The 15,304-nt window shown below is 68.4% G+C and carries 15 protein-coding genes; 10 read left to right on the plus strand and 5 right to left on the minus strand.

What is annotated here, in order from left to right; translation table 11 throughout:
- The first annotated feature begins 61 nt into the window (after window positions 1–61).
- A complete protein-coding gene (locus AC5Y7V_RS12090; RefSeq protein WP_499880282.1) occupies window positions 62–2,326 on the plus strand; it encodes an MMPL family transporter in 2,265 nt (754 codons plus the stop codon).
- A gap of 48 nt (window positions 2,327–2,374) precedes the next feature.
- Here AC5Y7V_RS12090 and AC5Y7V_RS12095 read toward each other — a convergent pair whose 3' ends face one another.
- From AC5Y7V_RS12095 to AC5Y7V_RS12105, 3 genes are all read right to left on the minus strand, one after another.
- A complete protein-coding gene (locus AC5Y7V_RS12095; protein WP_499880283.1) occupies window positions 2,375–3,226 on the minus strand; it encodes a DMT family transporter in 852 nt (283 codons plus the stop codon).
- Window positions 3,227–3,320: 94 nt separating this feature from the next.
- Window positions 3,321–3,668: a hypothetical protein gene (locus tag AC5Y7V_RS12100; RefSeq protein WP_499880284.1), complete on the minus strand. Its 348-nt coding sequence runs from the start codon at window positions 3,666–3,668 to the stop codon at window positions 3,321–3,323.
- Window positions 3,669–3,694: 26 nt separating this feature from the next.
- Complete coding sequence (locus AC5Y7V_RS12105; protein ID WP_499880285.1) at window positions 3,695–4,192, minus strand: hypothetical protein; 498 nt, start codon at window positions 4,190–4,192, stop codon at window positions 3,695–3,697.
- A 63-nt stretch (window positions 4,193–4,255) separates the two neighbouring features.
- On the opposite strand from AC5Y7V_RS12105, the gene AC5Y7V_RS12110 reads away from it, so the two are divergent.
- The 4 genes from AC5Y7V_RS12110 to AC5Y7V_RS12125 are packed head-to-tail and all read left to right on the plus strand — an operon-like array spanning window position 4,256 to window position 8,286.
- Window positions 4,256–4,561, plus strand: coding sequence for a hypothetical protein (locus AC5Y7V_RS12110; RefSeq protein ID WP_499880286.1), 306 nt, complete (start codon window positions 4,256–4,258; stop codon window positions 4,559–4,561).
- Between the two features lie 49 nt (window positions 4,562–4,610).
- The gene (locus tag AC5Y7V_RS12115) at window positions 4,611–6,233 is read left to right on the plus strand and encodes a class I adenylate-forming enzyme family protein (protein WP_499880287.1); all 1,623 of its coding nucleotides are present in this window, start codon (window positions 4,611–4,613) and stop codon (window positions 6,231–6,233) included.
- The gene (locus AC5Y7V_RS12120; protein WP_499880288.1) at window positions 6,220–6,993 is read left to right on the plus strand and encodes a class II aldolase/adducin family protein; all 774 of its coding nucleotides are present in this window, start codon (window positions 6,220–6,222) and stop codon (window positions 6,991–6,993) included. Before AC5Y7V_RS12115 ends, AC5Y7V_RS12120 begins: the two co-directional genes overlap by 14 nt.
- Before the next feature lie 24 nt (window positions 6,994–7,017).
- A complete protein-coding gene (locus AC5Y7V_RS12125) occupies window positions 7,018–8,286 on the plus strand; it encodes an amidohydrolase family protein (RefSeq protein WP_499880289.1) in 1,269 nt (422 codons plus the stop codon).
- Here the strand turns inward: AC5Y7V_RS12125 and AC5Y7V_RS12130 are convergent.
- Window positions 8,283–8,618 carry a hypothetical protein gene (locus tag AC5Y7V_RS12130; protein ID WP_499880290.1) on the minus strand — a complete coding sequence of 112 codons (336 nt, stop codon included), beginning with the start codon at window positions 8,616–8,618 and terminating at the stop codon, window positions 8,283–8,285. The two genes, AC5Y7V_RS12125 and AC5Y7V_RS12130, sit on opposite strands and share 4 nt — an antisense overlap.
- Window positions 8,619–8,822: 204 nt before the next feature.
- Here AC5Y7V_RS12130 and AC5Y7V_RS12135 point away from each other — a divergent pair, with 204 nt between their 5' ends.
- From AC5Y7V_RS12135 to AC5Y7V_RS12145, 3 genes are all read left to right on the plus strand, one after another.
- Window positions 8,823–9,977: a serine/threonine-protein kinase gene (locus AC5Y7V_RS12135; RefSeq protein WP_499880291.1), complete on the plus strand. Its 1,155-nt coding sequence runs from the start codon at window positions 8,823–8,825 to the stop codon at window positions 9,975–9,977.
- A 196-nt stretch (window positions 9,978–10,173) separates the two neighbouring features.
- Complete coding sequence (locus tag AC5Y7V_RS12140) at window positions 10,174–11,151, plus strand: alpha/beta fold hydrolase (protein ID WP_499880292.1); 978 nt, start codon at window positions 10,174–10,176, stop codon at window positions 11,149–11,151.
- 144 nt (window positions 11,152–11,295) lie between these two features.
- A complete protein-coding gene (locus AC5Y7V_RS12145; protein ID WP_499880293.1) occupies window positions 11,296–11,520 on the plus strand; it encodes a hypothetical protein in 225 nt (74 codons plus the stop codon).
- Window positions 11,521–11,543: 23 nt separating this feature from the next.
- On the opposite strand, the gene AC5Y7V_RS12150 is transcribed toward AC5Y7V_RS12145, so the two are convergent.
- The gene (locus tag AC5Y7V_RS12150) at window positions 11,544–12,563 is read right to left on the minus strand and encodes an NAD(P)H-dependent flavin oxidoreductase (RefSeq protein ID WP_499880294.1); all 1,020 of its coding nucleotides are present in this window, start codon (window positions 12,561–12,563) and stop codon (window positions 11,544–11,546) included.
- 66 nt (window positions 12,564–12,629) lie between these two features.
- On the opposite strand from AC5Y7V_RS12150, the gene AC5Y7V_RS12155 reads away from it, so the two are divergent.
- The gene (locus AC5Y7V_RS12155) at window positions 12,630–14,240 is read left to right on the plus strand and encodes an arylsulfatase (protein WP_499880295.1); all 1,611 of its coding nucleotides are present in this window, start codon (window positions 12,630–12,632) and stop codon (window positions 14,238–14,240) included.
- A gap of 65 nt (window positions 14,241–14,305) precedes the next feature.
- Window positions 14,306–15,304: a Gfo/Idh/MocA family protein gene (locus AC5Y7V_RS12160; protein ID WP_499880296.1), complete on the plus strand. Its 999-nt coding sequence runs from the start codon at window positions 14,306–14,308 to the stop codon at window positions 15,302–15,304.

Below are 15,304 nucleotides of genomic sequence, written 5' to 3' on the forward strand. Positions count from 1 at the left end.
TTACTCGCGTAAGGATGGTACGTCGGGCGAAGTCCGGGCGACAACCTCGGAAGGACACTACATGCTGCACCGGATCACGCTGTTGGCGATCGCCGCGCCGCGGCGGGTCATCGCCGTTGCCGTGCTGATCTTTATCGGTGCGGCGGCCTTTGGCATCCCGGTCGTCCAAAGCCTTTCGGTAGGCGGCTTGCGGGATCCGGGATCGGAGTCGGCGCAGGCGAGCGGGCTGTTGGCCGACAAGTTCGGTCAAACCGACCAGCAGCTGTTGTTTGTGGTGACCGCGCCCGGAGGCGCCCGCAGCGATCAAGCGCGTCGGGTCGGCACCGATATCGTCGACGACCTGCTGCGATCCCCTTACGTCTTCAACGTGTCCTCCCCGTGGACCGCGGCCCCACAGACCGCCGCCGGGCTGGTCAGCAAGGACGACAAGTCCGGCCTGATCGTGGCCAACCTCAGGGGCGGGGAAAACAACGCGCCGAAATACGCCAAGGCGCTGTCCGATCAAATCGGGGGCGACCGCGACGGGGTCGCCGTGCGTGCTGGGGGCATGGCGATGGTCTACGCGCAGGTTAACGATCAAACCCAACGCGACCTGGCGTTGATGGAGTCCATCGCAATCCCGTTGAGCTTCCTCGCACTGGTGTGGGTGTTCGGTGGACTGCTCGCGGCAGGGCTGCCGGTCGCCGTGGGGCTGATCGCCATCGTCGGTTCCATGTCGATACTGCGGTTGCTGACTTTCACCACGGACGTTTCGATTTTGGCGCTCAACCTGAGCACCGCGCTGGGCCTGGCGCTGGCCATCGACTACACGCTGTTGATCATCAGCCGCTACCGCGACGAGCTGGCCGAAGGAGCCACTCCCAACGACGCACTGATCCGGACGATGGCCACGGCCGGGCGAACCGTGCTCTTCTCCGCGACTACGGTCGCGTTATCGATGGCCGTGATGCTGTTGTTCCCCATGTACTTCTTGAGATCGTTCGCCTACGCCGGAGTTGCAACCGTCGCATTCGCGGGTCTCGCGGCGATCATGGTGACCCCGGCGGCGATTGCCGCACTGGGGCCTCGGCTGGACTCCCTGGATGTTCGCCGGCTGGCACGGCGGGTGCTGCATCGACCCGACCCGCCGCCGAGACGACCCGAACAGCTGTTCTGGTACCGGTCAACCAAGCTGGTGATGCGCCGAGCGATGCCCATCGGTCTGGCCGCGCTCGCCGTGCTGCTGCTGCTGGGATTCCCATTCCTGCACGTGAAGTGGGGCTATTCCGACGACCGCCTGTTGCCGCAATCTGCGTCCGCCCGTCAGGTGGGCGACCAGCTGCGCAACGGTTTCGCCAACGATTCGGCGACGGCGATACAGGTCGTCATCCCCAACGCGCGCGACCTGGATCCGGCCGACCTTGACCGCTACGCCGCCGACCTGTCTCGGGTGCCCGACGTGTCTGCGGTGGCCGATCCGGTCGGCATGTTCGTCGGTGGGCACGAAGTCGGGCCACCGGAGGCCGCGACTGGGATCACCGGCGGCAGTGCATTTTTGACCGTCGTCAGTTCCGCGCAGTTGAATTCGTCGGCCTCCGACACCCAACTCGACCGGCTACACGAGATGCCGCCCCCCGGTGGCCGCTCAGTCCAGCTCGCCGGCCTCGCGCAAGCCGACCGCGACAGCGTCGAAGCCATCACCTCGCGCCTGCCCCTGGCGGTCGGATCTATCGCTGTCGTCACCTTCGTGCTGTTGTTTTTGGTTACCGGTAGCGTGGTGCTGCCGCTCAAGGCGTTGATCCTCAACGTGTTATCGCTGACGGCGACGTTCGGTGCCCTGGTGTGGATATTCCAGGAGGGCCACCTTGACGCCCTGGGGACCACGTCTACCGGAACGTTGATCGCCAACACGGCGGTACTGATGTTCTGCATCGCGTTCGGCCTATCCATGGACTATGAGGTGTTCCTGGTGTCACGGATTCGCGAGTACTGGCTGGCATCGGCCCGTAGCAGCGACGCCAACGACGTGAGCGTGGCGTTGGGCGTGTCCCGTACCGGGCGCGTGATCACCGCCGCCGCGCTGGTCATGTCGATCTCGTTTGGCGCGCTGGCCGCCTCGCAGGTGGCGTTCATGAGGATGTTTGGGCTCGGACTGACCCTGGCCGTACTCATGGACGCCACCGTGATACGCACGGTACTGCTGCCCGTCTTCATGCACTTACTGGGCAGGGCCAACTGGTGGATCCCCAAACCGCTGGCCTGGCTGCACAACCGGATCGGCATCAGCGAATCCGCCAGGCACGTGGCGCCTGGCTATGCGCCTGGTTACTTGGCCGAGGATGAATGACGCTATATCGGCTGTAGCAGAACAGGTTCCGCGCTAGAGCGAAATGTCTCAACCGGACTCGGCGGGCGTGGGCGCCTCGCCGAACCGGGCCAATACCAGTGTTCCGGAGACGGCCACAACGAATCCCGCGATCACCAGCCAGCCGAGGCCGTCACGGGCGGAGTCACCCAGCCAGACGACGCCCACGATCGCGGGGGCGATCGTTTCACCGACGACCATGGCGGCCACCGTGGTGGTCACGGATCCGCGGTGCAAGGCCGATGTGAGCAAGAGGAATCCGGCGGCGCCGCCGCCGGCCGCGGCGTACACGGCGGGCTGGGTGTAGAAGGCGGCCTTGGTCGGGTCGATCACGTCGATCAGCCGCACGCCGATCTCCACGACCCCGAATCCGCTTCCGGCGCAAAGCCCAAGCGCAAGCGCGCGCTCGCGATCGTGCAACCGGCCCGCGGCGGCACCGACGACGAACAAAGCGGCGACCACACCGATCAGCGCCCAGCCGAGTCCCTCGGGGGCGTGCCGAAAATGCCCCGGCCCGGCCGCAGAGGCCAGCACCGCGAGGCTCACGCAGACCACGCCGACGGCCGTCCACTCGGCCCGAGAAAGGCGAGCCGACAGCACCCACGCGGAGACGAGACCGGTGACCGCGATGGACGCGGCCAGCGCCGCGGCGACAACGTAGATCGGCACCAACCGCAGCGCGATCACCTGAAGCACAAACCCGAGGACGTCAAGGCCGATGCCGGCGATGTAGCGCCACTGCCGGACGGCCCGGATCAGCAGGACCGCGTCGACACCCGACTTGCTGGCGGGTTCCACCGACCGCGTCGCCACCGCCTGCAATACCGTGGCGGTGCCGTAGCACACCGAGCAACCCAGCGCGAGCAGGAACCCGATGAGCACGGACTAGACAATACGGGGTCGCCGAACGTGGGCCCCAGGTACGGAAAACGTCGCGAATTCGTCCGTAGGCCCCACGTTCGAGGCCCCGGCAACCTCACATCTCCGAGATGATGTGGGCGCGCTTCGCGCTGTACTCCGAATCGGAGATCGCACCGGCGGCACGCAGCGCCTCGAGTTCCCTGAAGCGCTCGGAAACCGGCACTGGCGGTTCCGGATACGAAAGCGCTATCGGATGCGCGGGCTGGCTGGTGTCCCGGGCGCCCCATCCGGCTCCGAGGTTGACGAGCCGCAGCGCGAAGAGCACGCCGCCCGCGGTGATCGGCAGTCCGAGGTAGAGCATCCACCCCAGCGGCAGCCCCGCCCGGCTCAACGCGAAGTAGCGCGCGAGCAACAGCAGGGCGATGAGCGCGCCGGACAACAGGACCGTGACCTTGATTTTCATGCGGCCAGTGGAAACCGGGTGGGCGGCTACCGATCCCAACTGCGGCAGAGGTACTGCAGCACCAGGGCGGTGACCACCCCGTAGCCGAAGTGCGGAATCAAATCGCTGATCCACCCGACGACGCCCCAGGTTCGCGGGTCGGTCACGCCGAGCACGGTCATCGGTCCGTTGGTGCCGATGAGGGCGATCGCGGTCGCGACCAGGGTGGAGACCAGGAGGCTCGGGCGCCAGCCCAGCGCGTAGGCCAGCCCGAGGATCAGGCCCATCCCGATCCCCGCGGCATACCCGGTCAGCGCCCCGAGGCCGAGCAGCCGGTTGGCAAGCACGTCACCGGATCCCGGCACCGTCAGGCCGAACAGTTTCGCCATCGCTTCGACGGTCCGTTCGGGCGTCGAGCTCGTCGGCCGGCCGCGCACCGCGATGTCCAGATAGGTGATCACGTTGAGCGCGGTGGTACCGGCGGCCCCGGCGGCGGCGCCGCTCAGCAGCCCCGGCCATAAGCGGGAAGCCCGTAAGTATTTCATCGTGCCGTTGCCCTCCGCTTGTCGCGATGCGCATCCTCCAAAAAGAAACTACAGTTGAGGGCCATGAAGAACCGCGTGGGCAGGACGGCGGCCGCGATCTGCGGTGGCGCCGCCCTCGTGCTCGCGGTCGGGTTGGGTGTCGCCGGCGCCGATGAGTCGCCGAGCGGCGCGACGGCCCCGTCGTCGAGCGTCGCGCCAACCGACGGCGGCGGTGGCGGCGCGATAACGGTGCGGCCCGTCGGCGGCGGCGCCTGCATCATCGGCCTCAACTGCGGCTGCATTCCGCACCGCACCTGTCCCACGCCGCACCCGCGACCGGGCACCGCCGGCGGCGACCAACACAACGCTCCGGCCCCGCAGAATCCATAGCGGCCGGGCTTCCTGACGAAACGGCGAACCGCTTTCCTATCATTTGCGGATGAGCGCCGGCCGGCTGGAAACCCTGGGCTCGCCGGCATTCGCCGACGAGGACGCGGACCTGTTTCGCGCCGCCGGTTGGTGGTCCGATGCGACGCTGTCGGACGCGGTACGCCACAACGCCCAATCGTCACCGCAGCGCCCCGCCTATGTGGACCATCCCGGGACGTCGTTGGGCTGGCGCGAATTCGACGGTGCGGCAACCAAATTGGCCGAGCTATTCGCCGGTCTGGGCGTGGTCCGCGGTGACCGGGTCGCGGTGTGGCACGGCGATTCCGCCGCCATCCACGTGCTGTTCGTCGCGATCGAGCGGTGCGGTGCCGTCGTGGTAGGCATCGGGGCACGGGCCGGGACCCGCGAGGTCGCCGCGATACTGCGCAATTCGCGGCCAAAGATCCTGGTCAGCGATCCGCAGCGGAGCGCCGCCGCGGCGGGTTTGGCCGGCCAATCCCCGGTGCCCGCGCTGGTGCTGGACGGTGATCCGGGTGCGCTGCGGCTGAACGTCGACGCGCGGCCCCGGGCGCTGGGAACGGAATCGCGGCTGGGTCCCGACGACGTCTTCCTGATCAACTCCACCTCCGGGACCACCGGCCTGCCCAAGTGCGTGGTGCACACGCAGAACCGCTGGCACTACTTTCACCAGAAGGCCGTCGCCAACGGGTCGCTGACGTCCGAAGACGTCTTCTTGCCGGTCATCCCGACGCCCTTCGGGTTTGGACTCTGGACCAGCCACACCACGCCGATCTATCTCGGCGCCACCGCGGTGATCCTGCCGCGGTTCACCGCGTCGGCGGCGTGTGAGGCGATCGCCCGCCACCGGGTGACCGTGCTGTGTTGCGTCAGCACGCAGCTGACGATGCTGATGGCGGACCCGGCCTCCCGCGATCACGACCTGAGCTCGCTGCGTGTCGTGTTCGCGGGCGGCGAGGCGCTACCGTACCGGCCCGCCGCGGAGTTCGAGGACCTGACCGGCGCGAAGATCCTGCAGTTTTACGGCTCGAACGAAACCGGGTTGCTCAGCGCGACCACGCTCGACGACCCGCGTGAACGCCGGCTCCGCACGGGCGGGCGGATCGTCCCGGAGATGGCGGTGCGACTGTTCGACGGCGATCGGGACGTCACCGCGACGGGGCGCGGGCAGCCCGCCTGCCGGGGCCCGGCCACCAGCCTCGGGTACCTGGGCGGGACCGACCACGACAAGCTGTTCACCGCCGACGGGTGGATGCGCATGGGCGACATCTGCGAGATCGACGCGGAAGGCTATCTGAGCGTCACCGGCCGAACCTCGGATTTCATCGTGCGCGGCGGCAAGAACATCAGCGCCAGCCAGGTCGAGGACGCCGCCACCACCCATCCCGCAATCGCGGTGGCGGCGGCCGTCGCGATGCCCGATCCGGTGTTCGGCGAAAAGGTTTGCCTCTACGCCGAACTCGTCGACTCCCGGGCCATCGACCTGCCGGAGCTCGTCGAGCACCTGCTGGCGTTGGGCGTCTCCAAGGAACTGCTGCCCGAACGGCTCATCGTGGTCGGGGAGCTTCCCCGATCGTCCGGCGGCAAGATTGCCAAGGGCCGGCTCCGCGAGGATATTCGAACCAGGACGGAGGCCGAACATGAACGCTCCTAACGCACGTCGAGGCGGCATCGAGGTCTGGGCGCCGTCGGTGGTGCCCCCGATCGGCGTCGACCTGTCGAACGAGCAGGCCCTCGCGGTCGCCTTCCGGCACCTCGCCGGCATCGGGTTCGCGGAAAACATGGCCGGACACATCACCTGGCAGCTCGACGGCCAAACGGACATGTTCGTCAACCCATGGGGGCTGTGGTGGCAGGAGCTCACCGCCTCGGACATCTGCGTGGTGGACAGCGACGCCCGGGTGGTCCGCGGTCGATGGGACGTCACCCCGGCCATCCACATCCACACCGAACTGCACCGTGTGCGCGACGACGCCCGCGTCGTCATCCACAACCACCCCTACTACGTGTGCGTGCTCGCCGCGCTGGGCCGGCTCCCCGAACTGGTCCACCAAACGGGTTCGCTCTACCTCGACGACCTGTGCCTGGTCGAGTCCTACGACGGGGAAATCGACAGCCCGGCCCGGGCCGCGGATCTCGCCGCGCGCATCGGGGCTGCCAACCTGACGATCCTGGCCAACCACGGCGTCATCGCGACGGGTCGCAACCTGCCCGAAGCCGTCTACCGGGCGGCATCGATCGAACGGGTCTGCAAGCTGGCCTACGACGTCCTGCTCACCGGCCGGGAACCCGTGCAGATGAACTGGTCGGACATGGCCGGCATGCAGCGGTCGCTGATAGAACGCGCCGCCGACGTGTACTGGGCGGGGGCGGCCCGGATGACCATCAAGGCCGATCCGGATGTCCTCAATTGAGCTGCCCCGCAAGGAGACTGACGAGTGAAATCGATCGATGAGCTGGCCGGCGACCTGAAATTCACGACGGCGAAGACCGGCGACGAACGCTCGGTGACTTTTCTGCCCGACCCGCCCCGCGCCCCACGCCGCTACACGGTGATCTCGGTGGACGACCACATCGTCGAGCCGCCCGACACCTTCACCGGACGCCTGCCCCGGAAGTTCGCCGACCGCGCCCCAAAGGTCGTGGAGACCGGGACCGGGGGACAGACCTGGGTCTACGACGGCCGGGAGCTGCCCAACGTCGGGTTCAACGCCGTGGTGGGCCGGCCGGTGGCCGAATACGGCTTCGAGCCGGTCCGGTTCGACGAGATGCGCAGGGGCGCATGGGATATCCACGAGCGGGTCAAGGACATGGACCTGAACGGCATCTACGCATCGCTCAACTTTCCCTCGTTCCTGCCGGGGTTCGCCGGCCAGCGGCTGCAACAGGTCACCACGGATCGCGACCTGGCGCTGGCCTCGGTGCGGGCCTGGAACGACTGGCACCTCGAGGTCTGGGCGGGTTCGTATCCCGAACGCATCATTGCTTGCCAGCTGCCGTGGCTGCTGGACCCCGAGCTCGGCGCGAAGATGATCTATGAGAACGCCGAACGCGGCTTTCGCGCCGTCACTTTCAGCGAGAACCCCGCGATGCTCGGATTGCCGAGCATCCACTCCGGCCACTGGGACCCGATCATGGCGGCCTGCGCCGAGACGGAAACCGTCGTGAACCTGCACATCGGCTCCTCCGGATCCTCTCCGTCCACCACCGACGACGCGCCGCCGGACGTCCAAGGCGTACTGTTCTTCGCCTACGCCATTTCCGCTGCGGTCGACTGGCTGTACTCCGGCCTGCCCAGCAGATTCCCCGACCTGAAGATCTGCCTGTCGGAGGGCGGGATCGGCTGGGTCGCCGGGCTGCTGGACCGCCTCGACCACATGCTCAGCTACCACGCGATGTACGGCACCTGGCAGGCGCTTGGCGAGAGCTTTACTCCCGCAGAGGTTTTCACCCGAAACTTCTGGTTCTGCGCGGTGGAGGACAAATCGTCGTTCGTGCAGCGCGATCGGATCGGCGTGGACAACATCATGCTGGAAGCCGATTACCCGCACTGCGATTCCACCTGGCCGCACACCCAGGAGACGATCCACGAACAAATCGGCGATCTGCCCGCCGACGTGATCCGGAAGTTCACCTGGGAGAACGCATCTCGGTTGTACCGCCACCCGGTGCCGGCCGAGGTACAGCGCAATCCCGACGCGTTCTAGGCGTTCCGGCGCTGCCGCTCGTGCGGACAGGGGCAGTCGGTATCGTCTTGGGCCGCATTACGCTGCGACGCGGCCACCGACGAGGACACCGACGACGACACCGACGCCAGGGCGGGTTTCGCGCACGGCGGCGCCGCGACCCAGTCCATGAACGTCCATATCGCGGCCACCAAAGCGATCAGCAGCAGGGCCGTCGCGATCGCGTGCACCAGCAGGTAGAGGGCGTATCCGGATGGGGATTGCGGTGAACCATCGCCAGCGGCAACCGTTTTGAACGTCGCTATTCCCATCAAGACAGGCCCCCTTTTTGAACCGTCGGCGTCGATCGCCACAAAATCTGCTCGATAGTGTTTCGGAGCGACGCCCGTCGCGGACGGAACGTCTCGCTCCGAATCGACGCGATGCCCAAAAAGCCCTGGCCGCCTGGATCTCGGACGCGCGTTTTGAACCGCAGGCCTTTGGGTAGCCGACGTGGGACGTCGGTCGTCGCGTTTCGCGCCCGGTCGTCGACAAAAGCAGTGGGGATTGGCAGGCGAATGAACACCCTAGCGTTGCTGGCCGGCCGCTACGAGGTGCGCGGCAGGCTTGGCTTGGGCGGCATGGCCGAAGTTCGCGACGGCTGGGACACCCGACTGAACCGGCCCATCGCCATCAAGCTCCTGCACCCGATTTTTAACGCGCAGCCGGACATTCGGCACCGATTCGACGCGGAAGCGCGCGCGGCCGCCGCGCTGAACCATCCGAACATCGTGGCGGTCCACGACAGCGGTGAGCACGACGGCATACCTTTCATCGTGATGGAGCGGTTGCCAGGCAGTTCGCTGGCCGATCAGATAGCCCGCGGTCCCCTCCCGCACCCGTACGTCCGCGCCACGCTCGACAACGTTCTTGCCGCCCTGACGGCCGCGCACCGCGCGGCGATCCTGCACCGGGACATCAAGCCCGGAAACATCCTGGTCGGCGCCGACGGCGCGGCCATGAAGGTCGCGGACTTCGGCATCGCCAAGACCCAGGAGGCCGCCTACACGCGAACGGGCCAGGTCTTCGGCACCATTGCCTACCTGAGCCCACAGCGGCTCGCCGGAGAGCCCGCCAGCGTGGCCGACGACCTTTATGCCGCCGGGGTGGTCGGCTACGAGGCACTCGCGGGGCATCGGCCTTTCCCGCAGGAGAACATGGGCGCGCTGGCCCGCGCCATCCTGCATGACCGGCCGCCGCCACTCGCCCAGCTGCGGCCCGACGTGGATCCCGCCCTGATCACCGCGATCGAACGCGCGATGGCGCCGGATCCCCGGCAGCGCTTCGGCAGCGCCGAGGAAATGCGGGGAGTCCTGCACGGCCGTGGGGCGCCGATGGCCGGGGTGCCGGTCGCCGCCCCGCGGCGCCCGGCGACCAAGGTGCTCGAGATGCCCGTGCCGGCGCGCGGTCCGCGGCTGGCGGGCCGCACCAGGAAGGCGCTCGCCGCCCTGGCCGTCCTGGCGGCGATGATCGTCGTCCCGTTTGCGATCGCGTCGGATCCGGCGCCCTCGAACGCGCCCGCCAAGCCCGTCACGACCAGCACACCGTCGCCGGCGCCGGTGCCGGTCAGCAACCCGGTGCCCCCACCGCCGCCCACGGAACAGCCGCCGGGTCCGCCACGGCACGGCCCCGGCAAAGGCCACGGCAAGGGACACGGCGGCGGGGGAGACTAGGCCGTTCGGGCGGCGACTCCGGCCGGCGATCGCCCCGTGAACAGAATGCGCAAAAGCTCAAAATCGTTTGTTCCGTGGCTATCGCGCACAAGCGCGTCAGCGCCGTCATCGCTCCGTAGCGTCGAGTGCAACGAGGTGTCGAGACCCCCTCGACATCGACACCGACCAGGAGCCCACCGTGTTCACTCAGCCGGAAATGACGACGGGATCAAACGCGTACCGCGCGACGACCACTGCGCTTCCGCAGCGACTGCCCACGCCGCGCGACGGGTATGTCGAGCGCACGGTCATCACCGATGACGGCGTCCGGCTCGCGGTCCGTGACTACAGCGCGGCCGGCGCCCGCGACCACACCGTCGTCCTGCTGCACGGTCTGTGCCTGACGCAGTCGAGCTGGGCCCTGCAGGTCCACCACCTGGTGCGCCGGTGGGGCGACCGGGTGCGAATCATCAGCTACGACCACCGCGGCCACGGGCGTTCCACCGGCGCCGACATGCACACCTACCGGATCGACCGGCTCGCCGCCGACCTCGCCGCCGTCCTGACCGTCTTGGGGGTGAGCGGGCCGCTGACGCTGGCGGGGCACTCGATGGGCGGGATGACGGCGCTGGCCTACCTGGGCGGTCCCGCGGCCGGTCGCCCGGTGGAACCGCAGGGCCTCGTCCTGGTGGCTACGGCGGCGGGCCGGCTCGCCGAGCGGGGGCTGGGCCGCTTGCTGGCCAGCAGGGCCACCGGAGCGCTGTTCGATCTGGTGCACCATCTGCCCCGACGGGCGACGGACCAGGCGATCAACGGGCTGGTGCGGCCCGTCTGCGAGGGCCTCATCAGATATTCCGGCGTCGAGCGCAACGGTGCCGCGTCGGTCACGCAATCCGCCATCCGCACGATTTCGTTGACGACCGCGGCCGGTTTCCTGCCCAGCCTGAAGCAATACGACCAATACGACGCGCTGACCGCGATCGCCGCCAACACGGTCGTCATCAGCGGCGGAGCGGACCGAACCACGCCGGCCGAGCACGCGCGCGAACTGGCCGCGGCCATCCCGGGTGCCACCCACGTGCACCGGCCCACCGCCGGGCACATGCTCCTCGAGGAGGACGCGGACTGCGTCAGCGACGCTATCGACCGCGTGGTGTCCATGGGGCACCGGCCCGCCCGCGACGCGGCCAGTTGAGTGCCACGCAGGGGACGCGAATGTTATGTCCGTGCAAATTCTTTTCCTTTGCTGAGCGGAAAAGCGGCACGGCTGGCTAACGTCGGGCCATCAGCGAACCGCTGAATCTCCGCCGCAGCGGCGGGAGTGAATGGGAGGTGCCCGATGAGGAAGACCGTTGCCGCCGGTGTTCTGGCGTTCTGTGGCCTGATGACCATCGGCGTAGGTGTCAGCAACGCCGAGGAAATCCAGGTCGAAGGAAACTATGCGACGCAGGCCGCGTGCGAGGTGGACGGCCCCCACGTCGAGGTCAACCACCCCGGCACCTTCACCCATTTCTCCTGCCAGCAGCATGCTGACGGCCTCTGGTACTTGTACCTGAGCAACTAAATTCTGCGACCGGCCCGTACCGGTTACAGGTCGGAGGCCAACCGCCGCAGGATGTCGGCCGCGGGCTCCGCGGTGGCGTGCCGATACCCGGTGCCCGCCCACAGGTGGACGTAGTCCGGCTTGCCCGCCGCGGCGGCGGCTTTGCGCATCGGGCTGGTGAGGTAGTGAATCGCCGGATAGCCGAGCGGCGCCTGCGCCTCGTGAGCGTCGATGAACGCGTTGCGCAGGCCGCGGGCCGGGCGCCCGGTAAAGGCCCGGGTGATCACGGTTTCCGTGTAGGCGGGATCGGTGAGCGCCGCCTGATGGGTGGCCGAGGCGCCGCTTTCGGTGGCGCGTAGCAGAACCGTCCCGACCGCGGCCGCCGCGGCGCCGGCGCGGATCACGTCGGCCACCGCCTCTGGGGTGGCGAGCCCGCCGGCGGCCATCACCGGCAGCGGCACCGTCGCGACGATTTGCGCGACGAGGTCGACGATCGGGACGGGTGTCAGCGGCTTAGGCGGCGAGAGCGTGCCCGAATGCCCGCCCGCCGTCGCCGCCTGCACGGCGAGCATGTCCACCCCGGCGTCGCGCGCCTGCGCCGCCTCGTCGGGCGTCGTCACCGTCTGCACCACAACGGTATTGGCCTTCCGCAGGGCGGCGATCACGTCGCCCGGCGGTATCCCGAAGGTGAACGACACCATCGGCACCGGGTCGTCGAGCAACAGCGCGATCTTCTCGTCGAACCGGTCGGTGTCGTCGATCGGCTCGGCGGGAAGCGTCAGACCGAACTGGTCGGCCTCCTGCTGGACGATCGCGGCGTAGGCGCGGTAGCTGTCGGGGTCGACGGGCAGGGGATTGGGCGCAAAGACATTGATCCCGAACGGAATTCCCTCGGCGCGGACCTTCTTGATCTCGGCTTCGACGGCATCCACGGGTTTGTACCCGGCCGCCAGCATGCCCAGGGCGCCGGCCTGGGTCGCGGCCGACACCATCGCCGGCGTGGTCGGTCCGCCCGCCATCGGGGCGGCGACCAGGGGAATGGACATTCCGAACTGTTCCAGCATCCCTTGAGAATATCGGCGAGGCATTGCCATTCCATCCCGGCGCCGGACCTGACAGGATGCTTCACCGTGAAGCGGCCCAACTTTCTGGTAATCGTGGCGGACGACCTCGGATATTCCGACATCGGCGCGTTCGGCGGCGAGATCAAGACGCCGAACCTGGACCGGCTGGCCTACGCCGGCGTCCGGTTCACCGATTTCCACTCCGCCCCGGCCTGCTCGCCCACCCGAGCGATGCTCCTGACCGGGACCGATCACCACCTCGCCGGCATCGGCACGATGCTCGAGGTGGCGATGCCCGAGTTCCGCGGCGCCCCCGGCTACGAGGGCTACCTGAACGACCGCGTCGTGGCCCTGCCCGAGCTGTTGCGCGACGCCGGATACCTGACGCTGATGTCGGGCAAGTGGCACCTGGGCGACACGATCGAAAGGTCGCCGTGGGCGCGCGGATTCGAGCGCTCGTTCGCCTTGCTGCCGGCGGGCGCCAGCCACTACGGGCCCGCCACCGGAGGCGGGTTCTCGCCCGTGGCAACGCTTTACACCGAGGACGACCAATTCGTCACCGTCGACTCCTTTTCTCCTGACTTCTACTCGTCCGACTCCTATGTCGACACGCTGTTGGGCTACTTCCGCGAGCGCTCCGAGGATGACGACCGCCCGTTCTTCGCCTACCTGCCTTTTCAGGCCCCGCACTGGCCGTTGCAGGCGCCGGCGGAGTGCATCGCGACCTACCGCGGCCGCTACGACGCCGGGCCCGACGAATTGCGGGAGGCCCGCCTGGCGGCGCTGAAGAAGCTCGGCCTGTGCCCGCCCGACGTCGAGGCGCACCCCGTCGTGGCCGACGGCGCCCCCGAATGGGCCGACATGACGGACGACGAGCGCGCCCGCTCGGCCCGCAGCATGGAGGTCTACGCCGCGATGGTGGACCGGATGGACCACAACATCGGCCGGGTCATCGACTACCTTGCCGACACCGGCGAACTGGACAACACCGTCGTGATCTTCCTGTCCGACAACGGCGCGGAGGGCGCGATGGTCGAGGCGATGCCGCTGCGCGGCGCCCAAATCGTCGCGCAGATCGAAAAGTACTGCGACAACAGCCTCGACAACCTGGGCGGCCCCACCTCGTTCATCTGGTACGGCCCGCGGTGGGCGCAAGCGGCCACCGCGCCGTCGCGCCTGCACAAGGCGTTCACCACCGAAGGCGGGATCCGGGTGGTCGGGTTCGTCACCTGGCCCGGCTTTGCGCGCCAGGCCGAAATCGGCACGGCCTTCACGACGGTCATGGACATCGCCCCGACGGTGCTCGAGCTCGCCGGCGTCGCGCACCCGGGGACCAGCTACCGGGGCCGCGATGTCGAACCCATGCGGGGCCGTTCGCTGGTGTCGTACCTGTCGGGCGACGCCGAGGCGGTGCACGGCGCGGACACCGGCACCGGTTGGGAGTTGTTCGGGCGCAGGGCGATTCGGCAGGGTGACTGGAAGGCCGTCTATCTGCCGGCACCGTACGGTCCCGGCGCCTGGCAGCTCTACGACCTGTCCGGCGACCCGGGCGAGATCGAGGACCTGGCCGCCGCGCAGCCCGACAAGCTGGCCGAGCTACTGTCGCTCTGGGATCGCTACGTCGAGGAGACCGGCGTCGTCCTCGACCCCATCTCGGTGTTCGACGCCGACCTGTAGAGGCGGGGACCGGCCTCGATTTCGGCGATAGCCGTGGCGGACGGCCGAGTGCTAGCGTCGGCTCCGTGTCAGCAGACGGCAACCCCATCCGAATCGGCATCTTGGGTGCGGCCCGCATCGCGCCTTTGGCCGTCGTCAATCCGGCCAAGCAGCACAGCCAGGTCGAGGTGGCCGCCGTCGCGGCCCGCGACCCGGAGCGTGGGCGGGCCTTTGCCGCCAAACACGGCATCCCGCGGGTGCACGAAAGCTACGACGCGCTGATCGCCGACCCCGCCGTCGACGCGGTCTACAACCCGCTCCCGAACGGCCTGCACGGGAAGTGGACGCGGGCCGCGCTGGCGGCCGGCAAGCACGTCCTGTGCGAAAAACCGTTCACGGCCAACGCCGCCGAGGCGCGCGAGATCGCTGAGATCGCCGCCAATTCGGACCGGGTGGTGATGGAGGCCTTCCACTATCGCTACCACCCGCTGACCCGGCGCGTCGAGGAGATCATCGCCTCCGGCGAGCTCGGCAAGCTCACCCGGGTTGAGGCCGCTATGTGCTTCCCCCTGCCGAGGTTCTCCGACATCCGCTACAACTATTCGCTTGCCGGCGGGGCGCTGATGGACGCCGGGTGCTACTCGGTGCACATGGTCCGCACCTTCGGCGGTTCGACGCCGGAGGTCGTTTCCGCGCGGGCCAAATTGCGGGACCCGCAGGTGGACCGTGCGATGACGGCTGAGGTGAAGTTCGCCGGCGGGCACACCGGCCGGGTCCGCTGTTCGATGTGGTCGACGCAGCTGCTGCAGATCAGCGCGCACGTGGTCGGCGAACACGGTGAGCTTCGCGTCCTGAACCCGGTGTTGCCCAGCCTTTTCCACCGGCTCACGATCCGATCCCACGACGGGCGACGCGTCGAACGCTTTTCGCGCCGGCCCTCCTACGCCTACCAGCTTGACGCCTTCGCGGCGTCGGTGCTGCGCGGCGAACCGGTCAAGACAACGCCGGAAGACGCGATCGAGAACATGACCGTGATCGACGCGATCTACCGCGCCGCGGGCCTTCCTCTCCGCGAGCCGAGTTGA

Source organism: Mycobacterium sp. NGS34, assembly GCF_059812845.1.

Bases quoted from the DNA above. Each gene is read 5' to 3' on its own strand.
- AC5Y7V_RS12090 (WP_499880282.1), top strand. From the start codon at position 62: ATGCTGCACCGGATCACGCTGTTGGCGATCGCCGCGCCGCGGCGGGTC.
- AC5Y7V_RS12100 (WP_499880284.1), bottom strand. From the start codon at position 3,668: ATGAAAATCAAGGTCACGGTCCTGTTGTCCGGCGCGCTCATCGCCCTG.
- AC5Y7V_RS12105 (WP_499880285.1), bottom strand. From the start codon at position 4,192: ATGAAATACTTACGGGCTTCCCGCTTATGGCCGGGGCTGCTGAGCGGC.
- AC5Y7V_RS12110 (WP_499880286.1), top strand. From the start codon at position 4,256: ATGAAGAACCGCGTGGGCAGGACGGCGGCCGCGATCTGCGGTGGCGCC.
- AC5Y7V_RS12115 (WP_499880287.1), top strand. From the start codon at position 4,611: ATGAGCGCCGGCCGGCTGGAAACCCTGGGCTCGCCGGCATTCGCCGAC.
- AC5Y7V_RS12120 (WP_499880288.1), top strand. From the start codon at position 6,220: ATGAACGCTCCTAACGCACGTCGAGGCGGCATCGAGGTCTGGGCGCCG.
- AC5Y7V_RS12135 (WP_499880291.1), top strand. From the start codon at position 8,823: ATGAACACCCTAGCGTTGCTGGCCGGCCGCTACGAGGTGCGCGGCAGG.
- AC5Y7V_RS12140 (WP_499880292.1), top strand. From the start codon at position 10,174: ATGACGACGGGATCAAACGCGTACCGCGCGACGACCACTGCGCTTCCG.
- AC5Y7V_RS12145 (WP_499880293.1), top strand. From the start codon at position 11,296: ATGAGGAAGACCGTTGCCGCCGGTGTTCTGGCGTTCTGTGGCCTGATG.
- AC5Y7V_RS12150 (WP_499880294.1), bottom strand. From the start codon at position 12,563: ATGCTGGAACAGTTCGGAATGTCCATTCCCCTGGTCGCCGCCCCGATG.